Here is a 24803-nt window from a genome sequence, read left to right as displayed (position 1 = left end):
TCGATCTTCGGCTTCGTAAAAAGATGAAATTATAGCCGATCGACAGGGTTTCCCCGGCCTTCGGGGTGCGCGGCGGGCCGCTCAGCCCGCGTGCTCCACGATCAGCTGCACCCGCGCGACGCCGTTCCACGAATCGCTGACGAGCCGGTACGCGACGGTCGCGCGCGGCGGCAGCGGATCGACGTGGTTGAACCAGATCGCGTTGAAACGCTGCCGCCCGCGCAACAGTGACAGCTTCAGATGCTTGTCCTTCACGAGCGCCTGCGACGCGACTTCGAACTCGCCGGAGAAGGTCGGCGCGGGAAAGCCCTGTCCCCAGACGGCGGCGTCGAGCATTTCGACGAATTGCGGCGTGAAGTACGCGTCTTCGAGTTCGCCATCGGTTTCGACGGTGCGCGACAGCGCTTCGGCCGTCAGCCATTCGCGCCCGATCGCTTCGAACGCGGCGGTGAAGCGCGGGATGTCGGCGGTGGAAAGCGTCAGGCCCGCGGCCATTGCGTGTCCGCCGAACTTGTGGATGAGGCCGGGCTCGCGTTTGGCGATCAGATCGACGGCGTCGCGCAGATGAAAGCCCGGAATGGAGCGGCCGGAGCCCTTGCTGAGCGTGCCGCTGTCGTCGGCGTGCGCGAACGTGAACGATGGCCGATGAAACCGCTCCTTCAGCCGCCCCGCGACAATGCCGATCACGCCCTGATGCCAGCTCGCGTCGTAGAGCGTGAGCGTGGCGCGCTCGCCCGGATCGATCGTCTGCAATTCGGCGAGCGCCTGCTGCTGCATGCCGGCTTCGATTTCGCGACGCTCGCGGTTCATCGAATCGAGTTGCTGCGCGAGCTCCCAGGCGCGGCCGACATCGTCGGTCGTCAGGCATTCGATGCCGAGCGACATGTCCGACAGCCGTCCCGCCGCGTTGAGGCGCGGCCCGAGTGCAAAGCCGAGATCGAAACCCGACGCCGCGCGCGCATCGCGGCCGGCGGCGCGAAAGAGCGCGGCGATGCCCGGCTGCATGCGGCCCGAGCGAATCCGCTTCAGGCCTTGCGCGACAAGAATGCGGTTGTTGCAGTCGAGCTTCACGACATCGGCGACGGTGCCGAGCGCGACGAGATCGAGCAGGCCATCGAGACGCGGCTCGGGTGTGCCATCGGCATAAGCGCCGCGCCGCCGCAACTCCGCGCGCAACGCGAGCAGCACGTAGAACATGACGCCGACGCCCGCGATGCACTTGCTCGGAAACGCGCAGCCCGGCTGATTCGGATTGACGATCGCGCGCGCGGCGGGCAACTCGTCGCCGGGCAGGTGATGATCGGTGACGAGCACGTCGATGCCGAGCGCGTTCGCCGCCGCGACGCCATCGACGCTCGCGATGCCGTTATCGACCGTGATGAGCAGATCCGGCAGGCCGCTCTTCGAACGCGACGCCAGCTCGACGATTTCCGGCGTCAGCCCGTAGCCGTATTCGAAGCGGTTCGGAACCAGATAGTCGATGTTCGCGCCGAACATCCGCAGCCCGCGCACGGCGACGGCGCATGCGGTCGCGCCGTCGCAATCGTAGTCCGCGACGACGAGCATGCGCTGTCCCGAGACGAGCGCATCGGCGAGCACGACGGCGGCGGCGTCGCAGCCTTTCAGGCCGGCGGGCGCGTGCAGGCGCTTGAATTCGGTTTCGACTTCATCGGGAGAAGTCACGCCGCGCGATGCGTAAAGACGCGCGATGACGGGATGCAGGCCGTGGCGCATCAGCGCTTCGGCATCGGCGGGAGAAGAAGCGCGCGTAACGATTCGCGTCATTGCAAAGTGCCTTATTCGATGAAGAGCGCCGCGATCGGACGGCGCCGCCAGAACTTGCGCAGATCGGCGCGCGTGACCGAGAGCGTGACCGAGCCGGTATCGCCGCAAAGCGTGAGACTCAGGCGGCCGAGCGAGCCGTCGAGAAGCGCCTGCAGCGCGGGCGCGAACCACGCGTTTTCCAGCGCCTTGAGCGCATCGTTCCAGCGCGCCCAATCCTGTTCGATGAACGGCGCGGAGAACGCATCGAGCTCGACGAGCGTCGCGTCCTGCGCGTCGTCTATCGAGAGCGATGCAAACGACGCCGGCGGCATCGACGGCTTCACGCCGGAAGCGAGCGCGAGACCGCGCGTCGCGGCCGCATCGGACATCACGCGCGCGAACGGGCTTTGCACGGGCCGCATCGCGCCTTGTCCGTGGAGCCAGATCGAATTGATCGCAGGCAGGCCGCGCGATTCGCGTTCCAGATTCAGCGGATGTTCGAACCATGCCATCTGCACTTCGTTCTGCAGCTTCATCCACGCGCGCGAGCGATCGCCGGTGCGGGCCTCGTGCGGCAGCCAGATTTCGATGTTGCGCCCGGTCGCGCGCAACGGCGATGCGCCCGCGAGCGCGCCCAGCGCTTCACCCGACACGTACCAGCGTAATGGCGTCGGCGCTTGCAGCGTCACGCCGAGCGCTTCGATCACCGGCCGCGCGGTCTGGAGCAGGGCGCGCGCTTCTTCCGTGTGCACGCCGAGCGTGTCGGGATCGATCAATACGAGATGATCGTGCGCGATACGGACATGAACCGGCTCGATGCAGGCCCAGAGCGCATCGCCGGGCGTGCCGCCGTCGGCGAGCAGCATGAAGGGCGCGAGCGGGGCGTCGTCGGCATAGCGCTGATCGGCGGGCGTCACCGCGCCGAAGCGGCGCGCGATCCAGCGTTCGTGCGGCAGCGTGCGCTGAAAATCCTCTCCGATGACGCGTTCTTCGAGCGTGGCGCGGGCGAGCAGCTTTTCGAGCGCCGCGCTCTCCAGTCCGTGCAGGGCGGTGGCGGCGTCCGCGGCCGAAGGCAGGGCGAACGGCAACAGGAGATGGAGATGATGAACGGGCATGATGCTCGGCATTGTAGGGCAAAGCGCCTTCTCCGATCAGGCGCGGCGCGCCGTTCCCGCCTCGCGGACGAAGGCTGCCAGTGCGTGGCTTTCGCGACATATGGCAAACTTTCGCAAATTTGCTTCACCGGACTCAACAACGCTGGAACAGCAGCAGAAAGGAATCGCTTGAAACTTCCGTACGAATGGCAGATCGGCTGGCGCTACACGCGCGCCAGCAAACGCACCACGGGCAACGGCTTCATCTCCTTCATCGCGCTCGTTTCGATGGCGGGCATCGCGCTCGGCGTCGCCGCGCTGATCGTCGTGCTGTCGGTCATGAACGGCTTCCAGAAGGAAGTGCGCGACCGCATGCTGTCGGTGCTCGCGCACGTCGAAATCTTCTCGCCGACGGGCTCCATGCCCGACTGGCAACTGACCGCGCAGGAAGCGAAGCGCAATCCGGAAGTGATCGGCGCCGCGCCTTATGTCGAAGCGCAGGCGCTGCTCACGCGTCAGGGCGCCGTGAGCGGCGTCGCGCTGCGCGGCGTGGAGCCCACGCTCGAGCCGGAAGTGTCCGACATCGGCAAGGAAATGCGCGCGGGCAAGCTCACGGACCTGAAGCCGGGCGAGTTCGGCATCGTGCTCGGCAAGGATCTCGCGGCCAACCTCGGCGTGACGCGGGGCGACAAGATCACGCTCGTCGCGCCCGAAGGCACCATCACGCCGGCCGGCATGATGCCGCGCCTCAAGCAGTTCACCGTCGTCGGCGTTTTCGAGTCGGGGCACTACGAATACGATTCGACGCTCGCGCTCATCGAAATCCGCGATGCCGAAGCGCTCTTTCGCCTACCCGCGCCGACCGGCGTGCGCCTGCGCCTGAAGGACATGCAGCGCGCGCCCGAAGTCGCGCGCCAGCTCGCGGGCACGCTGTCGGGCGATCTGTACATTCGCGACTGGACGCAGCAGAACAAGACGTGGTTCTCCGCCGTGCAGATCGAGAAACGCATGATGTTCATCATCCTCACGCTGATCATCGCGGTAGCGGCGTTCAATCTCGTGTCGTCGCTCGTGATGACCGTCACCGACAAGCAGGCCGATATCGCCATTCTGCGCACGCTCGGCGCGCAGCCGGGCTCGATCATGAAGATATTCGTCGTGCAGGGCGTGACGATCGGCTTCATCGGCACGGCCCTCGGCGTGACGCTCGGCTGTCTGATCGCGTGGAGCATTCCATGGCTCGTGCCGATGATCGAGCATCTTTTCAACGTGCAGTTCCTGCCGTCCTCGGTGTATTTCATCAGCGAACTGCCGTCTGAGCTCGTGCCGGGCGATGTCGTCAAGATCGGCGTCATCGCATTTTTGTTGTCGTCGCTCGCCACGCTCTATCCGAGCTGGCGCGGCGCGAAGGTTCGTCCGGCGGAGGCGCTGCGCTATGAGTGATCTGATTCCGGCCAACAACATCGTGCTGCGGGCATCGGCGATTTCGAAGACGTTCGTGCAGGGCGGCTTCAACGTGCAGGTGCTCAACAACGCGCAACTCGACGTGATGAAGGGCGAAAAGCTCGCGATCGTCGGCGCATCGGGCTCGGGTAAAAGCACGCTGCTGCATGTGCTCGGCGGGCTCGACGAACCGAGCGCGGGCAAGGTCTCGCTGCTCGGCAAGCCGTTCACCGAACTGAAGGAAAAGGAACGCAACGAGCTGCGCAATCGCGCGCTCGGTTTCGTGTATCAGTTCCATCATCTGCTGCCGGAATTCACGGCGCTCGACAACGTCGCGATGCCGCTGCGCATCCGCCGCATGCCCGAGGAAGACGCGCGCAAGGAAGCGCTCGTCATGCTGGAGCGCGTGGGCATCGGGCATCGGGCGAAGCATCGGCCGGGCGAATTGTCGGGCGGCGAGCGTCAGCGCGTGGCGATCGCGCGGGCGCTCGTCACGCATCCCGCATGCGTGCTCGCCGACGAACCCACCGGCAATCTCGACGGCGGCACCGCCGATACCGTCTTCAACCTGATGCTGGAGCTGTCGCGCACGCTCGAGACGAGCTTCGTGATCGTCACGCACGATCCCGATCTCGCCGCGCGCTGCGACCGCATCCTGCGCCTGCGCGACGGCGTGCTGCACGAAGAGCCGGTCGTGCCGGTCTGAATCTTTCGCGACGCGCGGAGGCCGCCATGTGGATCGATACGCACTGTCATCTGGATGCCGGCGAATTCGATGCCGACCGCGATGCCGTCGCCGATGCCGCGCTCGATGCGCTCGTGACGCGCATCGTGATTCCGGGCGTCGGGCGCTTCAACTTCGACACGGTGCGGGCGCTGGCGCATCGCATCGAAGGCGGCGCGTACGCGCTCGGCATTCATCCGCTCTTCACGCCGGGCGCGCACGAAGACGACCTGCGCGCGCTGCGCGAGGAAATCGAAGCGAGCATGGACGATCCGCGCTTTGTGGGCATCGGCGAAATCGGGCTGGATTACTTCGTGCCGACGCTCGACGACGCCCGCCAGCAGTTCTTCTACAACGAGCAACTGAAGCTCGCGCGCGAGTTCGATCTGCCGGTCATCTGTCATGTGCGCAAGTCGCAGGACAAGGTGCTGAAGGGCTTGCGCGCGCGCGACATTCATCGCGGCATCGCGCATGCGTTCAACGGCAGTTTCCAGCAGGCCGAGGCGTTCATCGCGCAAGGCATGCATCTCGGCTTCGGCGGCAATCTCACGTTCGAGCGCGCGCTGCAGATCCGCCGGCTCGCGACGGAGCTGCCGCTCGACGCGATCGTGCTCGAAACCGATGCGCCCGACATCGCGCCGTCCTGGCGCTACAAGCAACGCAACACGCCGGACCAGGTCGCGCGCATCGCGCAAGTGCTCGCGCAACTGCGCGGCATCGACGAAAACGTGCTTTCCCTAGGCACAACGGCTAACGCTCACGCTGCGCTCCCACGGCTCGCGCTCGCCTCTTCATAATCGTTTCGATGGACGCATCGGCTGCATGCGTTCGCCGTGACGAGGAACGAAGAGGGAAGACGTGCGGGCGATTCTGCTGGGATTTGCATTGGGTGTCTGGTGGTTGCAGCAGCAGGCTCGCTTGCCGGATGTCATCGCGTGGTGCGCGTGCTGCACGGCGTTCGTCATCGCGATTGCGTCGGGCGCGATCGAGCCGCGTGCGCGCATCGCGAGCTTCGCGCTGGCTGCTTGCGCGCTGGGTTTCGCGTATGCGGCGATACGCGCGGATCTGCGGCTGCGCGAACAATTGCCAGCACGCTACGAGCAGCGCGACATCGAACTGACGGGTTTCGTGCGCGGCATGCCCGAGCGACGCGCCGACGGTACGCGCTTTCTCTTCGAAATCGAGGCCAACGGCGCGAAATTGCATGAGTTTCCGCGCGTCGTGCGCTTGCTTTGGATGTCGGGCGATCATGTTCCGAACCTGCACGCCGGCGAGCGATGGAGCTTGGTGGCGCGTTTGAAGCGTCCGCATGCCAACGCCAACTTCGGTCTGCGCGATGCCGAAGCAACGCTGCTCGAACGCGGCATTCGCGCGACGGGTTATGTATCGGCAGCACGCGAGCCGCGCCGTTTGCACGCCGATGCGTCGGGTCCGCGGCTGACGATCGACCGGCTGCGTGCGCGCGCACGCGAACGCATCGAGACCGTGCTCGGCGATGCGCCGCATCGCGGGATCATCGTCGCGCTCGCGGTGGGCGCGCAGGACGCCGTCAGCGATGCCGACTGGACCGTCATGCGCGCGACCGGCACGAGTCATCTCGTTGCGATATCGGGCTTGCATATCGGCTTCGTCGCGGGGCTGGCGGCGTTGATCGTCGGATTCGTGTGGAAGCGCGTGCGCTTGCGCGGCCTGAGCGCGCCGTTGATCGCGGCCACGCCGAAAGCGGCGGCCATCGGCGCGACCGTGTTCGCTGCGTGCTATGCCGCGCTCGCCGGTTTCAACGTGCCCGCGCAACGCACGCTGTGGATGCTGCTGGTCGTTGCGCTCGCGTTTTTCTTCGGACGACGGCCGTTGTCGTCGCTCGTGCTGCTTTGGGCGCTCGCGTTCGTGCTGATCGCGGATCCGTGGGCGGTGACAGCGCCGGGATTCTGGCTGTCGTTCTGCGCGGTGGCGGCGATTCTGCATGCGATCGCGTCGGCGGGACGTCGCGCGTCGCGGGCGCAAACGGAAGAACAGGACGACGTCGATCAATGGGATCGCGTCGATCCGAGCGAAGTCGGTCATCGTCCGCAACATGTCGCGAAGCGCAGGCCGCTCGCGATCGTCGCGCGGTTCGCCGCGCGCGTGCGGCGGTATATCGCGTCGAGCGCGCGTGTGCAGTACGCGGTGACGATCGCGCTCGCGCCGCTCACCGCCTACTGGTTCTCGCAGATTCCGCTGCTCGGTCCGCTCGCGAATGCGTTCGCCATCCCGTGGATCAGCGCGCTCGTGACGCCCGCGACGCTCGCCGGTCTCATGCTTCCCGCACCGCTCGATGCGCCGATGCTTCACGTCGCCCATGCCGCGTTGTCCGTGCTCTGCGACATGCTCGCGCGTCTCGCGAATGCCGCGCCCGCGTCGCTGTGGCTTTTGCCCCGGCCGGATGCGTTCGCGCTCGCGGCATCGTGCGTCGGCGTCGCATGGGCGCTCGCGCCGCGCGGCTGGCCGTTGCGCTTCGCCGCGCCGCTGACGTGGCTGCCGCTGCTCGCGCCCGCGATGCATCCCGCGCCGGTCGGCGCGTTTCGCGTCACCGCGCTCGATATCGGCCAGGGCTCGGCGCTCGTCGTCGAAACGGCGCGGCACACGTTGCTCTTCGACGCCGGTCCCGGTCCCGAATCGACGCATGCGGGCGAGCGGATCGTGGTGCCGTATCTGCAGGCTGCGGGCGTGCGCGCGCTCGATGCGCTCGTCATCAGCCATTCCGATTCGGATCACGCGGGCGGCGCGCCGGCGGTGCTGCAATCGATCGCCGTGCGGCAACTGCTCGCGTCGCTGCCCGCGCAGGACGCGTCGTGGTCCGATGCGCGCGCACGCGGCGCGCAGACGCTGCGTTGCGCGGCGGGGCAGCGCTGGACGTGGGACGGCGTCGAATTCCGAATGCTGTGGCCCGAGCCGGGACCGCTTTCGGGCAAGCCGAATCGGCAGTCGTGCGTGCTCAAGGTGACGAACGCGGCGGGACGCTCGGCGCTCTTCGCCGCCGATATCGAAGCGGACGTCGAACGCATGCTGATCGCGCGCGACGCGTCAGACCTGCGCGCCGATGTGCTCATCGTGCCGCATCACGGCAGCCGCACTTCGTCCACCGAGCCTTTCCTCGATTCTGTCGGGCCGTTGGCCGCGATATTTCAGGTAGGCTATCGCAACCGTTTTCATCATCCGCATCCGACCGTTTTCGCGCGCTACCGGATGCGCGACATCGTGCTTTCGCGCAGCGACGAAGACGGCGCGGCGCGTATCGAAATCGGTTCGCAGATTACGTTCGAGCGCTACCGGCAAAGCCACGCGCGCTACTGGATGGCGCGCTAAACGCTAAAAAAACAAGAGACACGCTTGAAAGACATCATCCATTTCTCGCACGCGAACGGTTTTCCCGCATCGACGTATCGCACGATGTTCGCGGAGCTTTCCGACGAATACGAAGTTCGCAGCATCGAGCGCATCGGTCATGACGCGCGCTTTCCCGTGACACGCGACTGGCCGTATCTCGTCGATCAGCTCATCGACGACATGAGCCGCTATCGGCGCGAAGCCGACGGCGATCATCCGAAGGTGTGGCTCGTCGGGCATTCGCTCGGCGGCTATCTGTCGCTGATGGCGGCGCTGAAGCGTCCGGAATGGGTGAAGGGCGTGGTGATGCTCGATTCGCCGGTGATCGCGGGCTGGAAGAGCGGACTCCTGCGCGTCACGCAATGGACCGGGCTGGACGAGCGCCTGTCGCCCGCCGCCGCGACGCGCAAGCGCCGCACGCAGTGGGCGAGCCGCGACGAGGCGTGGCGGCATTTCCTGTCGAAACCGGCGTTCGCGCGCTGGGACGAACGCATGCTGTCGGACTATATCGATTTCGGCATTCCGCAGACCCATGCGAACGGCGCACGCTCGCTCGCATTCGATCGCCATGTGGAATATCTGATCTATCGCACGCTGCCGCACACGCTCGGCGCGCGGCTCGCGCACGGCGCGCCGGTGCCCGTCGGTTTCATCGCGGGGACGCATTCGCGCGAAGTGCGCCAGGTCGGGCTCGGGATGACGCGGCGCATCGCGGGCGAGCACATCGAATGGATGGAAGGCAGCCATCTCTTTCCGATGGAGCGCCCGATCGACACCGCGCGCGCCGTGCAGCGGCTGCTCACGGCCATGCAGACGGCGCGCTGAAAAGGGCGCGAGCACGCGCGCGGGACTTGACGAACGGCCCGCGTCACGTTCCGCAAAAATGACGCCGAAATGCGCGGATTTGTAGCCAATATCCGCGCCGGGCGCGCTTCGTGGGAACCGGCCTTTACGGTATAATCCGTTTTTCCCGCGAGCATCTAGCGATGACCAAATATGTATTCGTCACCGGCGGCGTAGTTTCGTCCCTTGGCAAGGGTATTGCCGCCGCCTCTCTCGCCGCGATCCTCGAATCGCGCGGTCTCAAAGTCACTCTCCTCAAGCTCGATCCCTACATCAACGTCGACCCCGGCACGATGAGCCCGTTCCAGCACGGGGAAGTGTTCGTGACGGAAGACGGAGCGGAGACCGACCTCGACCTCGGCCATTACGAGCGCTTCATCAGCACGAAGATGCGCAAGGCCAATAACTTCACCACGGGCCAGATCTACGAATCGGTGATCCGCAAGGAACGCCGCGGCGAGTATCTCGGCAAGACGGTGCAGGTCATTCCGCATATCACCAACGAAATCCAGGCATTCGTGGAGCGCGGCGCCGCTGCGGCGACGTGCGGCCAGCCGGACGTGGCGATCGTGGAAATCGGCGGCACGGTGGGCGACATCGAATCGCTGCCGTTCCTCGAAGCCGCGCGTCAGATGAGCCTGCGCATGGGCCGCAACAGCGCGTGCTTCGTGCACCTCACGCTCGTGCCGTTCATCGCGACGGCGGGTGAACTCAAGACGAAGCCCACGCAGCACAGCGTGCAGAAGCTGCGCGAAATCGGTATCTATCCGAACGTGCTCCTGTGCCGCGCCGACCGCCGCATTCCCGACGACGAGCGCGCCAAGATTTCCATGTTCTCGAACGTGCCCGAAGACGCGGTCATTTCCGTTTGGGACGCGGACAGCATCTACAAGATTCCGCAGATGCTCAACGACCAGCACCTCGACGACATCATCTGTGAAGAGCTGAAGCTCGCGCCGCCGCCGGCCGATCTGGCGATGTGGTCGAACCTCGTCGAGAAGCTCGAAAATCCGAAGCACGAAGTGACCATCGGCATGGTCGGCAAGTACGTCGAACTCACCGAATCGTACAAGTCGCTGATCGAAGCGCTGCGTCACGCGGCCATCCATACGTCGACGAAGGTCAACATCGAGTACATCGATTCCGAGCAGATCGACGCCGAAGGCACCGACGCACTGAAGCACCTCGACGCCGTGCTGGTGCCGGGCGGTTTCGGCCGTCGCGGCACGGAAGGCAAGATCAAGGCGATCCGCTACGCACGCGAATCGAAGACGCCGTATCTCGGCATCTGCCTCGGCATGCAGCTCGCGGTGATCGAGTTCGCGCGCGATGTCGCCGGTCTCGCCGATGCGAATTCCACCGAGTTCGATCAGGACACGGGCAACCCGGTCGTCGCGCTCATCACGGAGTGGTACGACCGCGCGGGCCGCATCGAAAAGCGCAACGAAGAGTCGGATCTCGGCGGCACCATGCGCCTCGGCTCGCAGAAGTGCCCGATCAAGCCGGGAACGATGGCCGAGCGCATCTACGGCAGCGATGTGAACGAGCGTCATCGTCACCGTTATGAAGTCAATAACCGTTTCGTGCCCCAGCTCGAAGCCGGCGGGCTTATCATCAGCGCCCGTACGCCGAGCGAGGATCTGCCCGAGATGATGGAGTTGCCGCAGTCGCTGCACCCGTGGTTCGTCGGCGTGCAGTTCCACCCCGAATTCACGTCGACGCCGCGCGACGGGCATCCGCTCTTCAAGGCATTCGTCGATGCAGCGCGCGCGCACGCCGAAGGCAATGGCGTGAAGGCGCCGGCGAAAGCCACCGCGGGAGCGCAAGCATGAAGCTGTGTCATTTCGAAGCGGGCCTTGACAAGCCGTTCTTCCTGATCGCGGGCACGTGCGTCGTCGAGTCGGAGCAAATGACCATCGACGTCGCCGGCCGGCTGAAGGAAATCACGCAGAAGCTCGGCATTCCGTTCATCTACAAGTCGTCGTTCGACAAGGCGAACCGCAGTTCGGGCAAGTCGTATCGCGGTCCGGGCATGGACGAAGGCCTGCGCATTCTCGGCGAAGTGAAGAAGCAGCTCGGCGTGCCCGTTCTCACGGACGTGCACACCGAGGAAGAAATCGAAGCGGTCGCATCGGTCGTGGACGTGCTGCAAACGCCCGCGTTCCTCTGCCGTCAGACCGACTTCATCCACGCGTGCGCGCGCTCGGGCAAACCGGTCAATATCAAGAAGGGCCAGTTTCTCGCGCCGCACGACATGAAGAACGTGATCGACAAGGCGCGCGACGCCGCGCGTGAAGCGGGTCTGTCGGAAGACCGCTTCATGGCGTGCGAGCGCGGCGTGTCGTTCGGCTATAACAACCTCGTGTCCGACATGCGCTCGCTCGCGATCATGCGCGAAACCAACGCGCCGGTCGTCTTCGATGCCACCCATTCGGTGCAGTTGCCGGGCGGGCAGGGCACGAGCTCGGGCGGTCAGCGCGAATTCGTGCCGGTGCTGGCGCGTGCGGCGGTCGCGACGGGCGTGGCGGGCCTCTTCATGGAGACGCATCCGGACCCGGCCTGCGCGAAGTCCGACGGCCCGAACGCGGTGCCGCTGCATCACATGGAAGCGCTGCTTTCGACGCTCATCACGATCGATCGCGCGGTGAAAAGCGGTTCGTTCCTCGAGAACGACTTCAACTGAGCGTCGGCAGCAAAAAGTAGTACGGCGCGGGCGTCATCATGGGCGCCCGTGTTGCGAGATCAGGCCGTCCGGCGTCATCCGGGCAACGGAGGAGCGTGCAACGCATCGGGGCGGCATCCGCAACCGGCGGATGAGACGCCCGCTCCCCACGAAAGCGATGCGGACCGGATTCGATCCGGTCCCGAAACGACCGCTCTTTGCGCCGGAGCTGAACCCGGCGGTCATCGAATGGGTCTGAGCGGAGCCAGTGAAGCGTGTATCGAAGTGTAAAAACAGGCGGCGCGCTTCGTTGTGACTGACAGAATTCATCGTCATTTCTTGAGGAAACCATGAGTGCTATCGTAGATATCATCGGCCGCGAGATTCTCGATTCGCGAGGCAATCCGACCGTCGAATGCGACGTGTTGCTCGAGTCGGGCACGATGGGCCGCGCGGCGGTGCCTTCGGGCGCATCCACCGGCTCGCGCGAGGCCATCGAATTGCGCGACGGCGAAGCGGGCCGCTACGGCGGCAAGGGCGTGCTTAAGGCCGTCGAACACATCAACACCGAGATTTCCGAAGCCATCATGGGCCTCGACGCCTCGGAACAGGCTTTCCTCGACAAGACCCTGCTCGAACTCGACGGCACCGACAACAAGTCGCGTCTCGGCGCGAACGCGATGCTCGCGGTGTCGATGGCGGTCGCGAAGGCTGCCGCCGAAGAAGCCGGCCTGCCGCTGTACCGCTACTTCGGCGGCTCGGGCGCGATGCAGCTTCCGGTGCCGATGATGAACATCGTCAACGGCGGCGCGCACGCGAACAACAGCCTGGACATCCAGGAATTCATGATCGTCCCGGTGAGCCAGCCGACGTTCCGCGAAGCGCTGCGTTGCGGCGCGGAAGTGTTCCACGCGCTGAAGAAGATCCTGGCCGAGCGCGGCATGAGCACCGCGGTGGGCGACGAAGGCGGCTTCGCGCCGAACTTCGGCAGCAACGACGAGTGCCTGTCGACGATTCTGCAAGCCATCGAGAAGGCCGGTTATCGCGCCGGTGAAGATGTGCTGCTCGCGCTCGACTGCGCGGCGAGCGAGTTCTATCACGACGGCAAGTACCAACTGGCTGGCGAAGGCTTGCAACTGTCGTCGACCGAATTCGCGGATTACCTCGCCACGCTCGCCGACAAGTTCCCGATCGTGTCGATCGAAGACGGCATGCACGAGTCGGACTGGGAAGGCTGGAAGACGCTGACCGACAAGCTCGGCAAGAAGATCCAGCTCGTCGGCGACGATCTCTTCGTCACGAACACGCGCATTCTGAAGGAAGGCATCGAGAAGGGCATCGCGAACTCGATCCTCATCAAGATCAACCAGATCGGCACGCTGACGGAAACCTTCGCGGCGATCGAAATGGCCAAGCGCGCGGGCTACACGGCGGTCATCTCGCACCGCTCGGGCGAGACGGAAGATTCGACCATCGCGGACATCGCGGTCGGCCTGAACGCCGGCCAGATCAAGACCGGCTCGCTGTCGCGCAGCGATCGCATCTCGAAGTACAACCAGTTGCTGCGCATCGAGGAAGATCTCGGCGATATCGCCAGCTACCCGGGCAAGTCGGCGTTTTACAACTTGCGCTAAAGCTTTTGCCGCTTTAGTCGATAAGGACGCTTAGTGGTCTTTGAAGCGTCATCTTTTGAAGCCCGTCGCCCGGGGCAGCTTGCCGCCGGGCGGCGCTTATTTCGGCTACGTGAATGCGGCTCGTAACTGTCGTTCTGGTTCTTTTGCTGGTGCTGATCCAATACCCGCTCTGGTGGGGACATGGCGGCTGGCTGCGCGTGCATGAATTGCAGCAGCAGCTCGCGCAGCAGACGGACAAGAACACGAATCTGAGACTGCGCAACGAGCGCGTCCAGGGCGAAGTGCAGGACCTGCAAAACGGCACCGCCGCCGTGGAAGAGCGCGCGCGCTACGAGATGGGCATGGTGAAGGACAGCGAGGTGTTCGTGCAGTTCGTCTCGCCGAATTCGAACGCGCCCGTCAATTCCGCGAACGTGCCGGGCATGAACGGCTCGACGCGCGGTCAGGTTTCAGCGGCGCCGCTGCGCGTGGTGCCGAATCCCGTGTCGCGCTCGAAGCAGGAGTTGCGCGAGCTGGACAAGAAGGCGCAGAAGGAAAAAGCGGCCGAAGCGAAGAAAAAGCAGCAGGGCGCGGCGCAGTAAGACGCCGGCTGGTTGAGAGAAAAAATGGCGCGGTCACGACCGCGCCATTTTTGTATTTGGCAGACAAAGGCGGATGGCCGCCTCGCCTACCACGAAGTGCCGAATCCGATGCCGGTGCCCCAGTACGGGCCGCCCCAGCCGCCGCTCGAATAGCCGCCGTAGACCGACACCGGCGCGGGCGCGTAGAACTGCGACATCGTCTTCGCGGCGTTGCCAGCCGCGGCTGCCTGCTGCGATTCGTTGAGCGCCTGCTTGTCGATGGCGTTGTAGCGGTCCATCTCCTGCTGCGGCGTGAGCGTCTGTTGCGGCGCAGGCGATGTGTCGGGCAAGCGGCTATAGATCGGCGACGGGCCGGGCGGATCCATCATGCAGCCGGCGACGAGCGCGACCCCGGCCAGACACGGCAGCAATTTCCAGTTGAGTGTTGCGGTTTTCATTTTGCGACCTTCAGCGGGCCGGACATCTGTGCAGGAGTCCCATCATAGCTTGCGGAATCTGTCGTGAGAGCCGGGCCGAAAGCAGGCCGCAAGCGGCGCGCCGTGCTTCGAGCGCCACCGGCGCGCGTGGCGAAACCTCGACTGGACAAGGCTTGCGCGGCGTTTCAGTGGCGCCGGTCCGACGCCGGGCTCACACCTTGTGAGAGTTCGTTTGCGACAAAAAGTTGCGCAACGTCGACGGAGTCGAAGTCATAGCGCTGGTTGCAGAACTCGCAATGCACTTCGACATTGCCGCGCTCAACGATCACGCTGTCGACTTCCTCGCGGCCGAGCATCTTCAGCATGCCGCCGACCTTCTCGCGCGAACACGTGCACTGGAAGCGCGCCGCTGCCGGCTCGAAGTGCTGGACGTTTTCTTGCCAGAAAAGGCGCTTGAACACGGTATCCGGCTCTTCCTTCAGCAATTCCTCGTTCGAAAGCGTGCTGCCGAGATGGCAGACGCGCTGCCACGTATCGGCGTCGTGCTCGCCCGGATGCGGAACGATGCCGCCATCGCCCGGCAGCTTCTGCAGCAGCAGGCCGACGGCGCGGTCGGTATCGGCGGCGAGCCACAAGCGTGTGTCGAGCTGCTCGGAGTGATGCATGTAGTGCTCGAGCACTTCGGCCATCGACTTGAGCGCGCCATGCTCGTCCGACAGCGGCACGATGCCCTGATACGGTTGCTGCCCCGGCTTTTTGTCGGAGGGATCGAGCGTGATGACGCAGCGGCCGCGCCCGTGACGGTTCAGCAGGTCCGGCAGCGACATTTCGCTGTCGAGCTCGCTCTCGCCGCCATCGGCCAGCTTCGCCGTGGCGCGCAGCGACAGGTTCGAATTGCACTGCACGACCAGCATCTTCACGGGACCGTCGCCGTAGATCTGCATGATGAGCGTGCCGTCGAACTTGAGGTTCGCGGACAGCAGCGCGCATGCGGCCATCATTTCGCCGAGCACGTTGCGCACGGCCACGGGATACGAGCGGCGCGCGAGCACTTCCTGCCACGTATGACGCAACGAGACGATCTCGCCGCGCACTGGCGCCGCGTTGAACATGAATTTCTGCAACTGGTCGTTCACAACTCTTCCTTGGGTGTTGAGGCTGCTGCGCCGTCTCGTGCGGCGTCCGTTCAGCCGATACGCACGAGGTGCGCCTTGTAATATTCGCGACGGTCGGCATAACTCGCCGTGGCCGCACGCATGCGGGCGATATCCGCCTCGCCGATTTCCCGCACTGCCTTGGCGGGCGCGCCGAGAATCAGCGTATTGTCCGGAAACACCTTGCCTTCGGTGACGACGGCGCCCGCGCCAACCAGACAGTTGCGGCCGATCACCGCGCCATTCAAGACCACCGCCTGGATTCCGATCAGCGAGCCTTCCTTGATCGTGCAGCCGTGCAGCATTGCCTGATGGCCGACGGTGACATCGCTCTCGATCGTCAGAGGAAAACCCGGATCGGCGTGGAGTACCGCGCCTTCCTGCACGTTGCTGCCGCGTCCGACGACGATCGGCTCGTTGTCGCCGCGCAGCGCCGCGCCGGGCCAGACACTCGCGTTTTCCTCGAGCGTCACTCGGCCGATGATGGTCGCGGTGTCCGCGAGAAACACGCTTTCGTGGATGGTCGGGGCGTCGTCGCCGAGTTTGTAGATGGCCACATTGTCTCCTGAGGCGTGATGTCGTGAAGGTGGGACTACAATGCGCGCCTGCCGGTGAGGCGGCGCGCGCGCATTGTTGCGCGTTTTGAGGCGTCCGCCGGGATTACCATTTTAGCTGTTTGCCGTAAGCGTCCGCTGGAACGCAGTGTTCGACGCCCGTTTTCGAGACAGTCCGATGCACGACCTTGTCATTTCCCCGGATGCCGATGACTGCGCCCGCCGCGCAGCGCTCGCGGTCCTGCGCGAGCGCGATCCCGCGACGAAAGCCGCGCGCGCCCGCGCACTTTTCGATGCGGCGCGCGCCCAGCCGTCGCGGATCGATCCACGAGCCGAGTTCGCGGAACCCCGCGATCTGCCTGGCCGGCCCGAGCGTCCGGCGCTCGTGGAGCCATCGTCGCTGAAGCGTCGCAGCATGCAGTCGGATGCGGGGCGCGCCGTGCTGTTGCACGCGCTCGCGCACATCGAATTCAACGCGATCAATCTCGCGCTCGATGCCGTCTGGCGATTTCCGTCGATGCCGCAGGATTTTTATCTCGACTGGTTGAAGGTGGCGGCGGAGGAGGCGCATCACTTTTCGCTGCTGAGCGCGCGCCTCGCCGATTTCGGCCACGCTTACGGCGACTTCCCGGCGCACGATGGGCTGTGGGACATGGCGCAACGCACGCGCGGCGATGTGCTGGCGCGCATGGCGCTCGTGCCGCGGACACTGGAGGCGCGCGGGCTCGACGCATCGCCGCCGATCAGAAAGCGTCTCGCGCAGGCGGGCGATCACGCGTCCGCGGCGATCCTCGACGTCATCCTGCGCGATGAAATCGGCCATGTGTTGATCGGCAATCGCTGGTTCCGATTTCTGTGCGACGCGCGAAATCTGGACCCGCACACGACTTACGAACGCCTCGCCGCGCAATATCGCGCGCCGAAGCTGCGCGGCCCGTTCAATTTCGAAGCGCGCCGCGACGCCGGTTTCGACGAAGCCGAACTGCGCGCACTCGCCGGCCTCGACGATGCGAAGTAGGGCAGGTTCTTCGTCGCTATAATCGAACGATCATCCTTTTTTACTTCGAGACGACACCATGAAAGATTCGCGCTCCGAATTCGTCGACGCGCGCGGCGTGCGCCTGCACGTACGCCGCTGGGGCTCGCCCGACGCCCCGATGCTCTTCATGCTGCACGGCTGGATGGATATCGGCGCGTCGTTCCAGTTCGTCGTCGATGCACTCGCGGGCGACTGGCAAGTGCTCGCGCCCGATGCGCGCGGCTTCGGGCTCTCCGACTGGCCGGTCGCGCAGAAGGGCGGCGGCCATTACTACTTTCCCGACTATCTCTCCGATCTCGACGTGCTGTTCGACCATTACGCGCCGGGCGGTCAGGTGAACATCGTCGGCCACAGCATGGGCGCGAACGTCGCGCTGCTGTACGCGGGCGTGCGGCCCGCGCGCGTGCGCCGCGTGGTCGATCTCGAAGGCTTCGGATTGCCGGCGGCGCGCGCGTCGCAATCGCCGGGGCGCATTTCGCAATGGCTCGACGATCTGCGCGCGCCGCCCGCGCTGCGCAGCTACGCGAGCCTCGACGAAGTCGCCGACCGGCTGATCCGCACGAATCCGCGTCTGCCGCTCGCGCGTGCGCGCTATCTCGCGCAACACTGGTCCCGCGAGGAAGCGGATGGGCGCTTCCATCTGCTTGCCGATCCGGCGCACAAATTGCGCGGACCGACGCTGTATCGGCTCGACGAGGTGAGCGCGGCGTGGGCGCGCGTGGCGGCGCCCGTGCTGCACGTCGAGGCGAAGGATTCGCCGACGCTCGCGGCTTTCGCGGGCGAGACGCCCATCGCCGAATTCAAGACGCGCTTTCAGGCGTTTCCCGACTGGCGCGAGGAAATCGTCGACGAGGCCGGTCACATGATCCATCACGATCAGCCGGAGCGCGTCGCGGCGCTCGTCGAATCGTTCTGCGCGTGAGCGGCGCAGCACGGAACGAAGGAACTACATAATCGGCTTGTCGCGCCGATACAGTTAGAATGTGAGTGAAGCCCGATAAACGACGATGAACGCCGATCTGCATTGCCATTCCACCGTGTCCGACGGACAGTTTGCGCCCGCCGATGTCGCCGCGCGCGCGCACGCGAACGGCGTCACGCTATGGTCGCTGACGGATCACGATCAGCTCGGCGGGCAGGACGAAGCGAAGAAGGCCGCCGAGGCGCTCGGCATGCGCTATCTGCCCGGCGTCGAGATTTCGGTGACGTGGGCTTCGCGCACGGTGCATATCGTCGGCATGAACGTCGATCCGCATAACGATGCGCTGCGCAAGGGGCTCGAATCGACGCGCAACGGGCGCGCGGCGCGCGGCGTGGCGATCGGCGAGGCGCTCGCGGCAGTCGGCATTCCGGATTGCTACGAAGGCGCGCTGCGCTTCACCGACGATCCCGACATGATCTCGCGCACGCACTTCGCGCGGTATCTGGTGGAGGCGGGGTATGCGCAGTCCACGTCGGATGTGTTCGCGCGCTATCTCGGCGACGGCAAGCCGGGTTTCGTCGGGCATTGCTGGGCGAAGCTCGCGGACGCCGTGAAATGGATCAAGGATGCGGGCGGCGAGCCGATCATCGCGCATCCGGGCCGCTACGACTTCACGCCGGTCGAGTTCGCCGCGCTCTTCGATGAATTCATCGAGCTCGGCGGCCGGGCCATCGAAGTCGTGACGGGCAGCCATACGCCCGACCAGTACCGCGAATACGCCGATGTCGCGCGCCGCTATGGGTTCGAGGCATCGCGCGGCTCGGACTTCCACGGCGCGGGCGAAGGGCGCGTCGATCTCGGCCTGCTTCCGCCGTTGCCCGACGATCTCACGCCTGTCTGGGAGCGCTGGCTTTAGCGTTCCCGCGGCGCGCGTCTTTCTGTTCGCGCGCACGGTCTTTGCATCACCTGTGATTTTCCGCACGCGCATCGCGCAGGGCGCGCTCGCGCGCGAGACAAGAAGTCGCGCGCCGCTCGGCCCATCGCGATAACGATCGAAACAATAAGGCGTCGCCATGTCTCAATTCTTTCGCATTCATCCGGATAATCCGCAGCCGCGGCTCATCAATCAGGCCGTGCAGATCATCAAGGACGGCGGTCTCGTCGCGTTGCCGACCGATTCGAGCTACGCGCTCGGCTGCCATCTCGACGACAAGGACGCGGTCGAGCGATTGCGACGCGTGCGCGGCATCGACGACAAGCAGTTGCTCTCCCTGCTCGTGCGCGACCTCTCCGAGCTGTCCAATTTCGCCATGGTCGACAACCAGCAGTATCGGCTGATCAAGTCGGTGACGCCTGGGCCTTACGTTTTCGTGCTGCAGGCGACCAAGGAAGTGCCGCGGCGGCTTTCGCATCCGTCGCGCAAGACGATCGGGCTGCGCGTGCCCGATCACGCGATCACGCTCGCGTTGCTGGAGGCGCTCGGCGAACCGCTGCTTGCATCGACGCTGATCCTGCCGCCCGACACCGAGCCGCTCAACGACGCCGAGGAAATCCGCGAACGCCTCGAAAAACAGATCGAACTCGTGATCGATGCCGGCGCGTGTCCGGCGGAGCCGTCCACGGTGATCGATCTTTCTTCGGGGGAGCCAGTGCTCGTGCGCGCGGGGAGAGGCAGTCTCGAACCGTTCGGGCTCACGGCGTAAGCGCCGCGCAGTAGCGCACACGGGCATACGACCCGATTAAGCGTTTGCTCACACCATGGGCGAAATAGTGCGCGCCCGGCGCCGCCGTGCGTGTCTGATCCAACCTGCCTGCTTGTTACAATACCGCCCTATGGATGCTTCCCTGATACAGACCATCGCGGTCTACGCGCTCCCCGTGATTTTCGCGATCACGCTGCACGAGGCCGCGCATGGCTATGCCGCGCGACTGCTCGGCGACAACACGGCCTACGTTCTCGGCCGCGTTTCGATGAACCCGATGCGCCACATCGACCCGATCGGCACGATCGTCATTCCGATCGTCCTTTACTTCGTGACGAGCGGTGCGTTCATGTTCGGCTATGCGAAGCCCGTGCCCGTGGCGTTCGGCAACCTGCGCAATCCGCGCTGGGGCAGCCTGTGGGTCGCGGCGGCCGGGCCTGGCAGCAACTTCGCCCAGGCGATCGTCTGGGGCGTGATCTTCGTGCTGCTGCGGGCCTTTCACATCGACGAGCCGTTCTTCACGGGCATGGCTCAGGCGGGCATCAGCGTGAATCTCGTGCTCGGCGTGCTCAATCTCTTTCCGTTGCCGCCGCTCGACGGCGGCCGTGTCGTCATGGCGCTTCTGCCGGTGCGCGCGTCCATCGCGTTTTCGAAGCTCGAGCCGTACGGCTTCTTCATCGTGATGGCGCTCGTCGTGACCGGCGTGCTGACGCGCTTCTGGCTCGGGCCGCTCGTGAACGTCGGCTATACGGCGGTGTCGGCTATCTTGAATCCCCTCGCTTCACTATTCCCATAACATCATGTTCCCTGACCGTATCTTCTCCGGCATGCGGCCCACCGGGTCGCTGCACCTCGGCCACTATCACGGCGTGCTGAAAAACTGGGTGCGGCTGCAGTCCGAATATCCGTGCTTCTTCGCAGTGGTCGACTGGCACGCGCTCACGACGCACTACGAGACGCCCGAGGTCATCGAGAAAAACGTCTGGGAAGTGCTCATCGACTGGCTGGCGTCCGGCATCGACCCGGCACAGGCGACGCTCTTCATCCAGAGCCGCGTGCCCGAGCACGCCGAACTTTCGCTGCTGCTCGGCATGGGCACGCCGCTCGGCTGGCTCGAACGCGTGCCGACCTACAAGGAGCAGATCGAAAAGCTGCGCGAAAAGGATCTGTCGACGTACGGCTTCCTCGGCTATCCGGTGCTGATGGCGGCGGACATCCTGCTGTATCGCGCGTCGCTCGTGCCGGTGGGCGAGGATCAGGTGCCGCACGTGGAAATGACGCGCGAGATCGCGCGCCGCTTCAACTATCTCTATGGCAAGGAGCCGGATTTCGAGGAGAAGGCGCTCGAAGCGGCCAAGAAACTCGGCGGCAAGCGCTCGAAGCTGTATCACGAGCTGCGCGTCGCGTATCAGCAGGAAGGCGACGACGAAGCGCTCGAACAAGCGCGCGCGATGCTGCAGGAATCGCAAAGCCTGTCGATGAGCGATCGCGAGCGTCTGTTCGGCTATCTCGAAGGCGCGCGCAAGATCATTCTGGTCGAGCCACAGGTTCTCCTGACCGAAGCGTCGCGCATGCCGGGCCTCGACGGCCAGAAGATGTCGAAGTCGTACGGCAACACCATCGGCTTGCGTGAGGACGCGGCGACCATCGAGCAGAAAGTCCGCAAGATGCCGACCGACCCGGCGCGCGTGCGCCGCACCGATCCGGGCGATCCCGACAAGTGTCCGGTGTGGCAACTGCATCAGGTCTACACCGACGAGAACACGCACGAATGGGTGCAGAAGGGCTGCCGCAGCGCGGGCATCGGCTGCCTGGAGTGCAAGCAGCCGGTGATCGAAGGCATCCTGCGCGAGCAGCAGCCGATGCTGGAACGCGCGCAGAAGTACATGGACGATCCGTCGCTGTTGCGCGCGATCGTCGCGGACGGCTGCGACAAGGCGCGCAAGTTCGCGACCGAAACGATGCGCGACGTGCGCGAGGCCATGGGGCTGTCTTACAACTGATGGAAAGCGCGATCAGTCCGTGGGTCGCGCGCTGGGCGCATCTCGTCGCGCCCGGCGGCGCGGTCCTCGACGTCGCCGCGGGCAGCGGGCGCCACGCGCGCTGGTTCGCGGCGCGCGGTTTTTCCGTGCTGGCGGTCGATCGTGACGCGGACGCGCTCGCGTCGATGGCGGCGCTCGAAGGCATCGAAACGCTTGCCGCCGATCTGGAAAACGGCGCGCCGTGGCCGCTTTCGGACGATCGAAAGTTCGATGCCGTCGTCGTCACCAACTATCTGCATCGGCCGCTGTTCGGGCACTTCATCGACGCGCTCGCACCCGGCGGCGTGCTGATCTACGAAACGTTCGCGGCGGGCAACGGCAGTATCGGCAAGCCGTCGAATCCGGCGTTTCTGCTCGAACCCGGCGAACTGCTCGAAGCGGTGCGAGGGCGACTGCGCGTGATCGGCTACGAAGACGGGTTCGTCGATGACCCGCGCCCTGCCTACGTGCAGCGAATCTGTGCGGTTCGCGCACCGCAGTCAGCGGAAAACCCACTCACGATTAGTAACATACCCCCGGGTCCGCCACGTTACGCGCTCGGCGGCTAATCCGCTACAATCGCGTAATATCGCTTTTTGCGATTAAATTCACGATTAAATTCATAGAGTTTCATGACAAACGGAACACACGGCGGCATCCAGATCCGCGGCAGTATCCCTGCCATCGTCACACCGATGCACGAGGACGGTAGTCTCGATCTGCCGGCGTTTCGAAAACTGATCGACTGGCACGTCGAACAAGGCTCGAACGGACTCGTCGTGGTCGGCACCAGTGGCGAGTCGGCCACTTTGTCGGTCGAAGAACACATCCTGATGATCCAGACGGCCGTCGAGCATACGGCCAAGCGCTTTCCGATCATCGCGGGCGCGGGCGGCAATTCGACCGCCGAAGCCATCGAGCTCTCGAAGCAGGCCAAAAAGGTTGGCGCCGACGCCACGCTGCAAGTCGTTCCGTATTACAACAAGCCGACGCAGGAAGGCATGTATCGCCATTTCAAGGCGATCGCCGAAGCCGTCGATCTGCCGGTGCTGCTCTACAACGTGCCGGGCCGCACCGTTGCCGACATGAGCAACGAAACGATCCTGCGCCTCGCGGACGTGCCGGGCATCATCGGCGTCAAGGAAGCGACGGGCAACATCGATCGCGCTGCGCATCTGATCAAGCACGCGCCGGCGCATTTCAGCATCTTCAGCGGCGACGATCCCACGGCGATCGCGCTCATGCTGCTCGGCGGACACGGCAACATCTCGGTGACGGCCAACGTCGCGCCGAAGGAAATGAGCCAGCTTTGCCGCGCCGCGATCGAAGGCGATGCGATCACCGCGCGCCGCATCCATCTGAAGCTGCTGTCGCTGCACAAGCAACTCTTCTGCGAATCGAATCCGATTCCGGCCAAGTGGGCGCTGCAGGCGCTCGGCCGCATGGAAGGCGGCATCCGGCTGCCGCTCACGCCGCTCGACGCGCGCTATCACGACGTGGTGCGTGGCGCGTTGCGCGACGCCGGGCTCCTCGCCTGATCGCATGGGGCGGCGCGCCGAGTCACAAGGAATCGAAAGCCGCGCCGCCGCACACGATCGAAATGAACCACACCTTCAGTCATCAACCGCCGCTCATTGGCCTCGACATTGGCCTCGCTGAGCCGCTCGCCTAGAGCGGGTTCGGCGCGAGGCAATGCGCATCAGCAGCAAAGAAGGACCTCATGAAACGTTCCGCTCTTCTTACTCGTGCCAAACGCCTGGGCGTGCTGTCGCTCGGCGCCGGTGCGGTCTTCGCGCTCGCGGGTTGCGACACGCTCAACGACTGGCTCGCGCCGGATCGCGTCAACTACAAGGCTGCTGAAACCGCACCCTCGCTGGCCGTTCCGTCCGACCTGACCACGGCCGACATCAGCCAGCGTTATGCCGCGCCGCCCAAGATCAACTCGCTCGGCGGCGCCGCGGAGCGAGCGGTCACGCCGGCCGGCAACGCGACGCTCGGCGTGCCGAACGCGCAGGATCCGTTCGGCATGCACATCGAAAGCGATGGCGATCACCGCTGGCTCGTCGTCGATGGCCGTTCGCCGGACCAGGTCTGGGGACCGCTGAAGGAGTTCTGGGAAGAGAACGGCTTCACGCTCAAGACCGATGCCCCGCAGACGGGCATCATGGCGACGGACTGGGCCGAAAACCGCGCGAACATTCCGAACGACTGGTTCAGGAACAGCGTGGGCAAGCTGCTCGACTTCGCGTACTCGTCGGGTACGCGCGACATGTTCCGCACGCAGGTCGATCGCGCATCCGATGGCTCGACCGACATCTCCGTCACGCACAGCGCGATGGAAGAAGTGCTGACGGGGCAGGACAAGACGTCGTCGCGCTGGGAGGCGCGTCCGCGTAATCCGCAGCTCGAAGCCGCGGTGCTCACGAAGCTGATGCAGAAGTTCGGCCTGACCGAAAAGCAGTCGCAGCAGTTGATGGCGCAAGCGCGTCCGATCGGCGCGAAGGTCGCGGTCGACCCGAGCGCGGGCGGCTCCACGCTCGATCTCGCCGAGCCGTTCGATCGCGCCTGGCTGCGTGTGGGCCTCGCGCTCGATCGCACCAACTTCACGGTCGACAATCGCGATCGCGACAAGGGCATCTATTACGTCCATTTTTCGGACTCCATGGCGGAGCTGAAGAAGGATGGCCTCTTCGGCAAGTTCTTCTCGAGCAACACGCCGAAGCCGACGCGCCAGTTCCTCGTCAACGTGAGGCCGAAGGCCGACTCGGTCACGCAAGTCGGCGTCGTCGATGCGAACGGCCAGCCGGACACGTCGTCCGATGCGCAGCGCATCGTTTCCTTGCTGCACGCGCAGTTGAACTAACGACATCCTGAAGTGAAGAC

Annotated in this window: 23 protein-coding genes; 18 read left to right on the top strand and 5 right to left on the bottom strand. The window is 65.0% G+C overall.

Annotation, left to right across the window (positions count from 1 at the left end):
• Positions 1–81 precede the first annotated feature (81 nt).
• Entirely contained in the window at positions 82–1785 is a 1704-nt protein-coding gene (gene recJ / locus NCS03_RS09405) for a single-stranded-DNA-specific exonuclease RecJ (protein WP_008341891.1), read from the bottom strand.
• An 11-nt stretch (positions 1786–1796) separates the two neighbouring features.
• Positions 1797–2891, bottom strand: a complete 1095-nt coding sequence (locus NCS03_RS09400; protein WP_250529091.1) for a regulator — start codon at positions 2889–2891, stop codon at positions 1797–1799.
• 156 nt (positions 2892–3047) lie between these two features.
• Here NCS03_RS09400 and NCS03_RS09395 point away from each other — a divergent pair, with 156 nt between their 5' ends.
• From NCS03_RS09395 to ftsB, 9 genes are all read left to right on the top strand, one after another.
• Positions 3048–4301 (top strand): lipoprotein-releasing ABC transporter permease subunit, encoded by a 1254-nt coding sequence (locus NCS03_RS09395; protein WP_033535777.1) that lies wholly within the window; start codon positions 3048–3050, stop codon positions 4299–4301.
• Positions 4294–5007 (top strand): lipoprotein-releasing ABC transporter ATP-binding protein LolD, encoded by a 714-nt coding sequence (gene lolD / locus NCS03_RS09390; RefSeq protein WP_008341887.1) that lies wholly within the window; start codon positions 4294–4296, stop codon positions 5005–5007. The genes NCS03_RS09395 and lolD overlap by 8 nt, the downstream gene beginning before the upstream one ends.
• A gap of 26 nt (positions 5008–5033) precedes the next feature.
• The gene (locus NCS03_RS09385) at positions 5034–5822 is read left to right on the top strand and encodes a TatD family hydrolase (RefSeq protein WP_250529090.1); all 789 of its coding nucleotides are present in this window, start codon (positions 5034–5036) and stop codon (positions 5820–5822) included.
• Positions 5823–5883: 61 nt separating this feature from the next.
• Positions 5884–8370: a DNA internalization-related competence protein ComEC/Rec2 gene (locus tag NCS03_RS09380; protein ID WP_250529089.1), complete on the top strand. Its 2487-nt coding sequence runs from the start codon at positions 5884–5886 to the stop codon at positions 8368–8370.
• 24 nt (positions 8371–8394) lie between these two features.
• On the top strand, positions 8395–9216 hold the full coding sequence (locus NCS03_RS09375; RefSeq protein ID WP_008341881.1) for an alpha/beta fold hydrolase: 822 nt from the start codon (positions 8395–8397) through the stop codon (positions 9214–9216).
• A gap of 161 nt (positions 9217–9377) precedes the next feature.
• The gene (gene pyrG / locus NCS03_RS09370) at positions 9378–11066 is read left to right on the top strand and encodes a CTP synthase (protein WP_008341880.1); all 1689 of its coding nucleotides are present in this window, start codon (positions 9378–9380) and stop codon (positions 11064–11066) included.
• Entirely contained in the window at positions 11063–11917 is an 855-nt protein-coding gene (gene kdsA / locus NCS03_RS09365; protein ID WP_008341878.1) for a 3-deoxy-8-phosphooctulonate synthase, read from the top strand. Before pyrG ends, kdsA begins: the two co-directional genes overlap by 4 nt.
• A gap of 329 nt (positions 11918–12246) precedes the next feature.
• Positions 12247–13530, top strand: a complete 1284-nt coding sequence (eno, locus tag NCS03_RS09360) for a phosphopyruvate hydratase (RefSeq protein ID WP_008341877.1) — start codon at positions 12247–12249, stop codon at positions 13528–13530.
• Positions 13531–13643: 113 nt separating this feature from the next.
• Positions 13644–14111 carry a cell division protein FtsB gene (gene ftsB, locus NCS03_RS09355; protein WP_008341875.1) on the top strand — a complete coding sequence of 156 codons (468 nt, stop codon included), beginning with the start codon at positions 13644–13646 and terminating at the stop codon, positions 14109–14111.
• Between the two features lie 86 nt (positions 14112–14197).
• On the opposite strand, the gene NCS03_RS09350 is transcribed toward ftsB, so the two are convergent.
• From NCS03_RS09350 to NCS03_RS09340, 3 genes are all read right to left on the bottom strand, one after another.
• The gene (locus NCS03_RS09350) at positions 14198–14548 is read right to left on the bottom strand and encodes a hypothetical protein (RefSeq protein WP_008341874.1); all 351 of its coding nucleotides are present in this window, start codon (positions 14546–14548) and stop codon (positions 14198–14200) included.
• Between the two features lie 164 nt (positions 14549–14712).
• A complete protein-coding gene (gene hslO, locus NCS03_RS09345; protein ID WP_008341872.1) occupies positions 14713–15663 on the bottom strand; it encodes an Hsp33 family molecular chaperone HslO in 951 nt (316 codons plus the stop codon).
• A gap of 50 nt (positions 15664–15713) precedes the next feature.
• Complete coding sequence (locus NCS03_RS09340) at positions 15714–16238, bottom strand: gamma carbonic anhydrase family protein (RefSeq protein WP_008341871.1); 525 nt, start codon at positions 16236–16238, stop codon at positions 15714–15716.
• A gap of 175 nt (positions 16239–16413) precedes the next feature.
• On the opposite strand from NCS03_RS09340, the gene NCS03_RS09335 reads away from it, so the two are divergent.
• The 9 genes from NCS03_RS09335 to bamC all read left to right on the top strand — a co-directional run bounded on the left by NCS03_RS09335 (position 16414) and on the right by bamC (position 24783).
• Positions 16414–17253, top strand: coding sequence for a ferritin-like domain-containing protein (locus NCS03_RS09335; protein WP_250529088.1), 840 nt, complete (start codon positions 16414–16416; stop codon positions 17251–17253).
• Positions 17254–17311: 58 nt separating this feature from the next.
• Positions 17312–18196 (top strand): alpha/beta fold hydrolase, encoded by an 885-nt coding sequence (locus NCS03_RS09330; RefSeq protein WP_008341868.1) that lies wholly within the window; start codon positions 17312–17314, stop codon positions 18194–18196.
• Between the two features lie 85 nt (positions 18197–18281).
• A complete protein-coding gene (locus NCS03_RS09325; protein ID WP_008341867.1) occupies positions 18282–19112 on the top strand; it encodes a 3',5'-nucleoside bisphosphate phosphatase in 831 nt (276 codons plus the stop codon).
• Positions 19113–19269: 157 nt separating this feature from the next.
• Positions 19270–19899 (top strand): L-threonylcarbamoyladenylate synthase, encoded by a 630-nt coding sequence (locus NCS03_RS09320; RefSeq protein WP_008341865.1) that lies wholly within the window; start codon positions 19270–19272, stop codon positions 19897–19899.
• A gap of 130 nt (positions 19900–20029) precedes the next feature.
• On the top strand, positions 20030–20695 hold the full coding sequence (locus tag NCS03_RS09315; protein ID WP_008341863.1) for a site-2 protease family protein: 666 nt from the start codon (positions 20030–20032) through the stop codon (positions 20693–20695).
• A gap of 4 nt (positions 20696–20699) precedes the next feature.
• Complete coding sequence (locus tag NCS03_RS09310; RefSeq protein ID WP_008341861.1) at positions 20700–21902, top strand: tryptophan--tRNA ligase; 1203 nt, start codon at positions 20700–20702, stop codon at positions 21900–21902.
• Positions 21902–22489: a class I SAM-dependent methyltransferase gene (locus NCS03_RS09305; RefSeq protein WP_250496875.1), complete on the top strand. Its 588-nt coding sequence runs from the start codon at positions 21902–21904 to the stop codon at positions 22487–22489. The genes NCS03_RS09310 and NCS03_RS09305 overlap by 1 nt, the downstream gene beginning before the upstream one ends.
• 63 nt (positions 22490–22552) lie before the next feature.
• On the top strand, positions 22553–23458 hold the full coding sequence (dapA, locus tag NCS03_RS09300) for a 4-hydroxy-tetrahydrodipicolinate synthase (RefSeq protein WP_008341856.1): 906 nt from the start codon (positions 22553–22555) through the stop codon (positions 23456–23458).
• A 182-nt stretch (positions 23459–23640) separates the two neighbouring features.
• Positions 23641–24783 carry an NlpB/DapX family lipoprotein gene (bamC, locus tag NCS03_RS09295; RefSeq protein WP_008341855.1) on the top strand — a complete coding sequence of 381 codons (1143 nt, stop codon included), beginning with the start codon at positions 23641–23643 and terminating at the stop codon, positions 24781–24783.
• Positions 24784–24803: the final 20 nt, after the last annotated feature.

Origin of the sequence: Caballeronia sp. ATUFL_F1_KS4A (genome assembly GCF_023630905.1) — a bacterium.
GTDB lineage: Bacteria > Pseudomonadota > Gammaproteobacteria > Burkholderiales > Burkholderiaceae > Caballeronia > Caballeronia zhejiangensis.
This window is presented reverse-complemented; position numbering and strand designations above follow the sequence as displayed.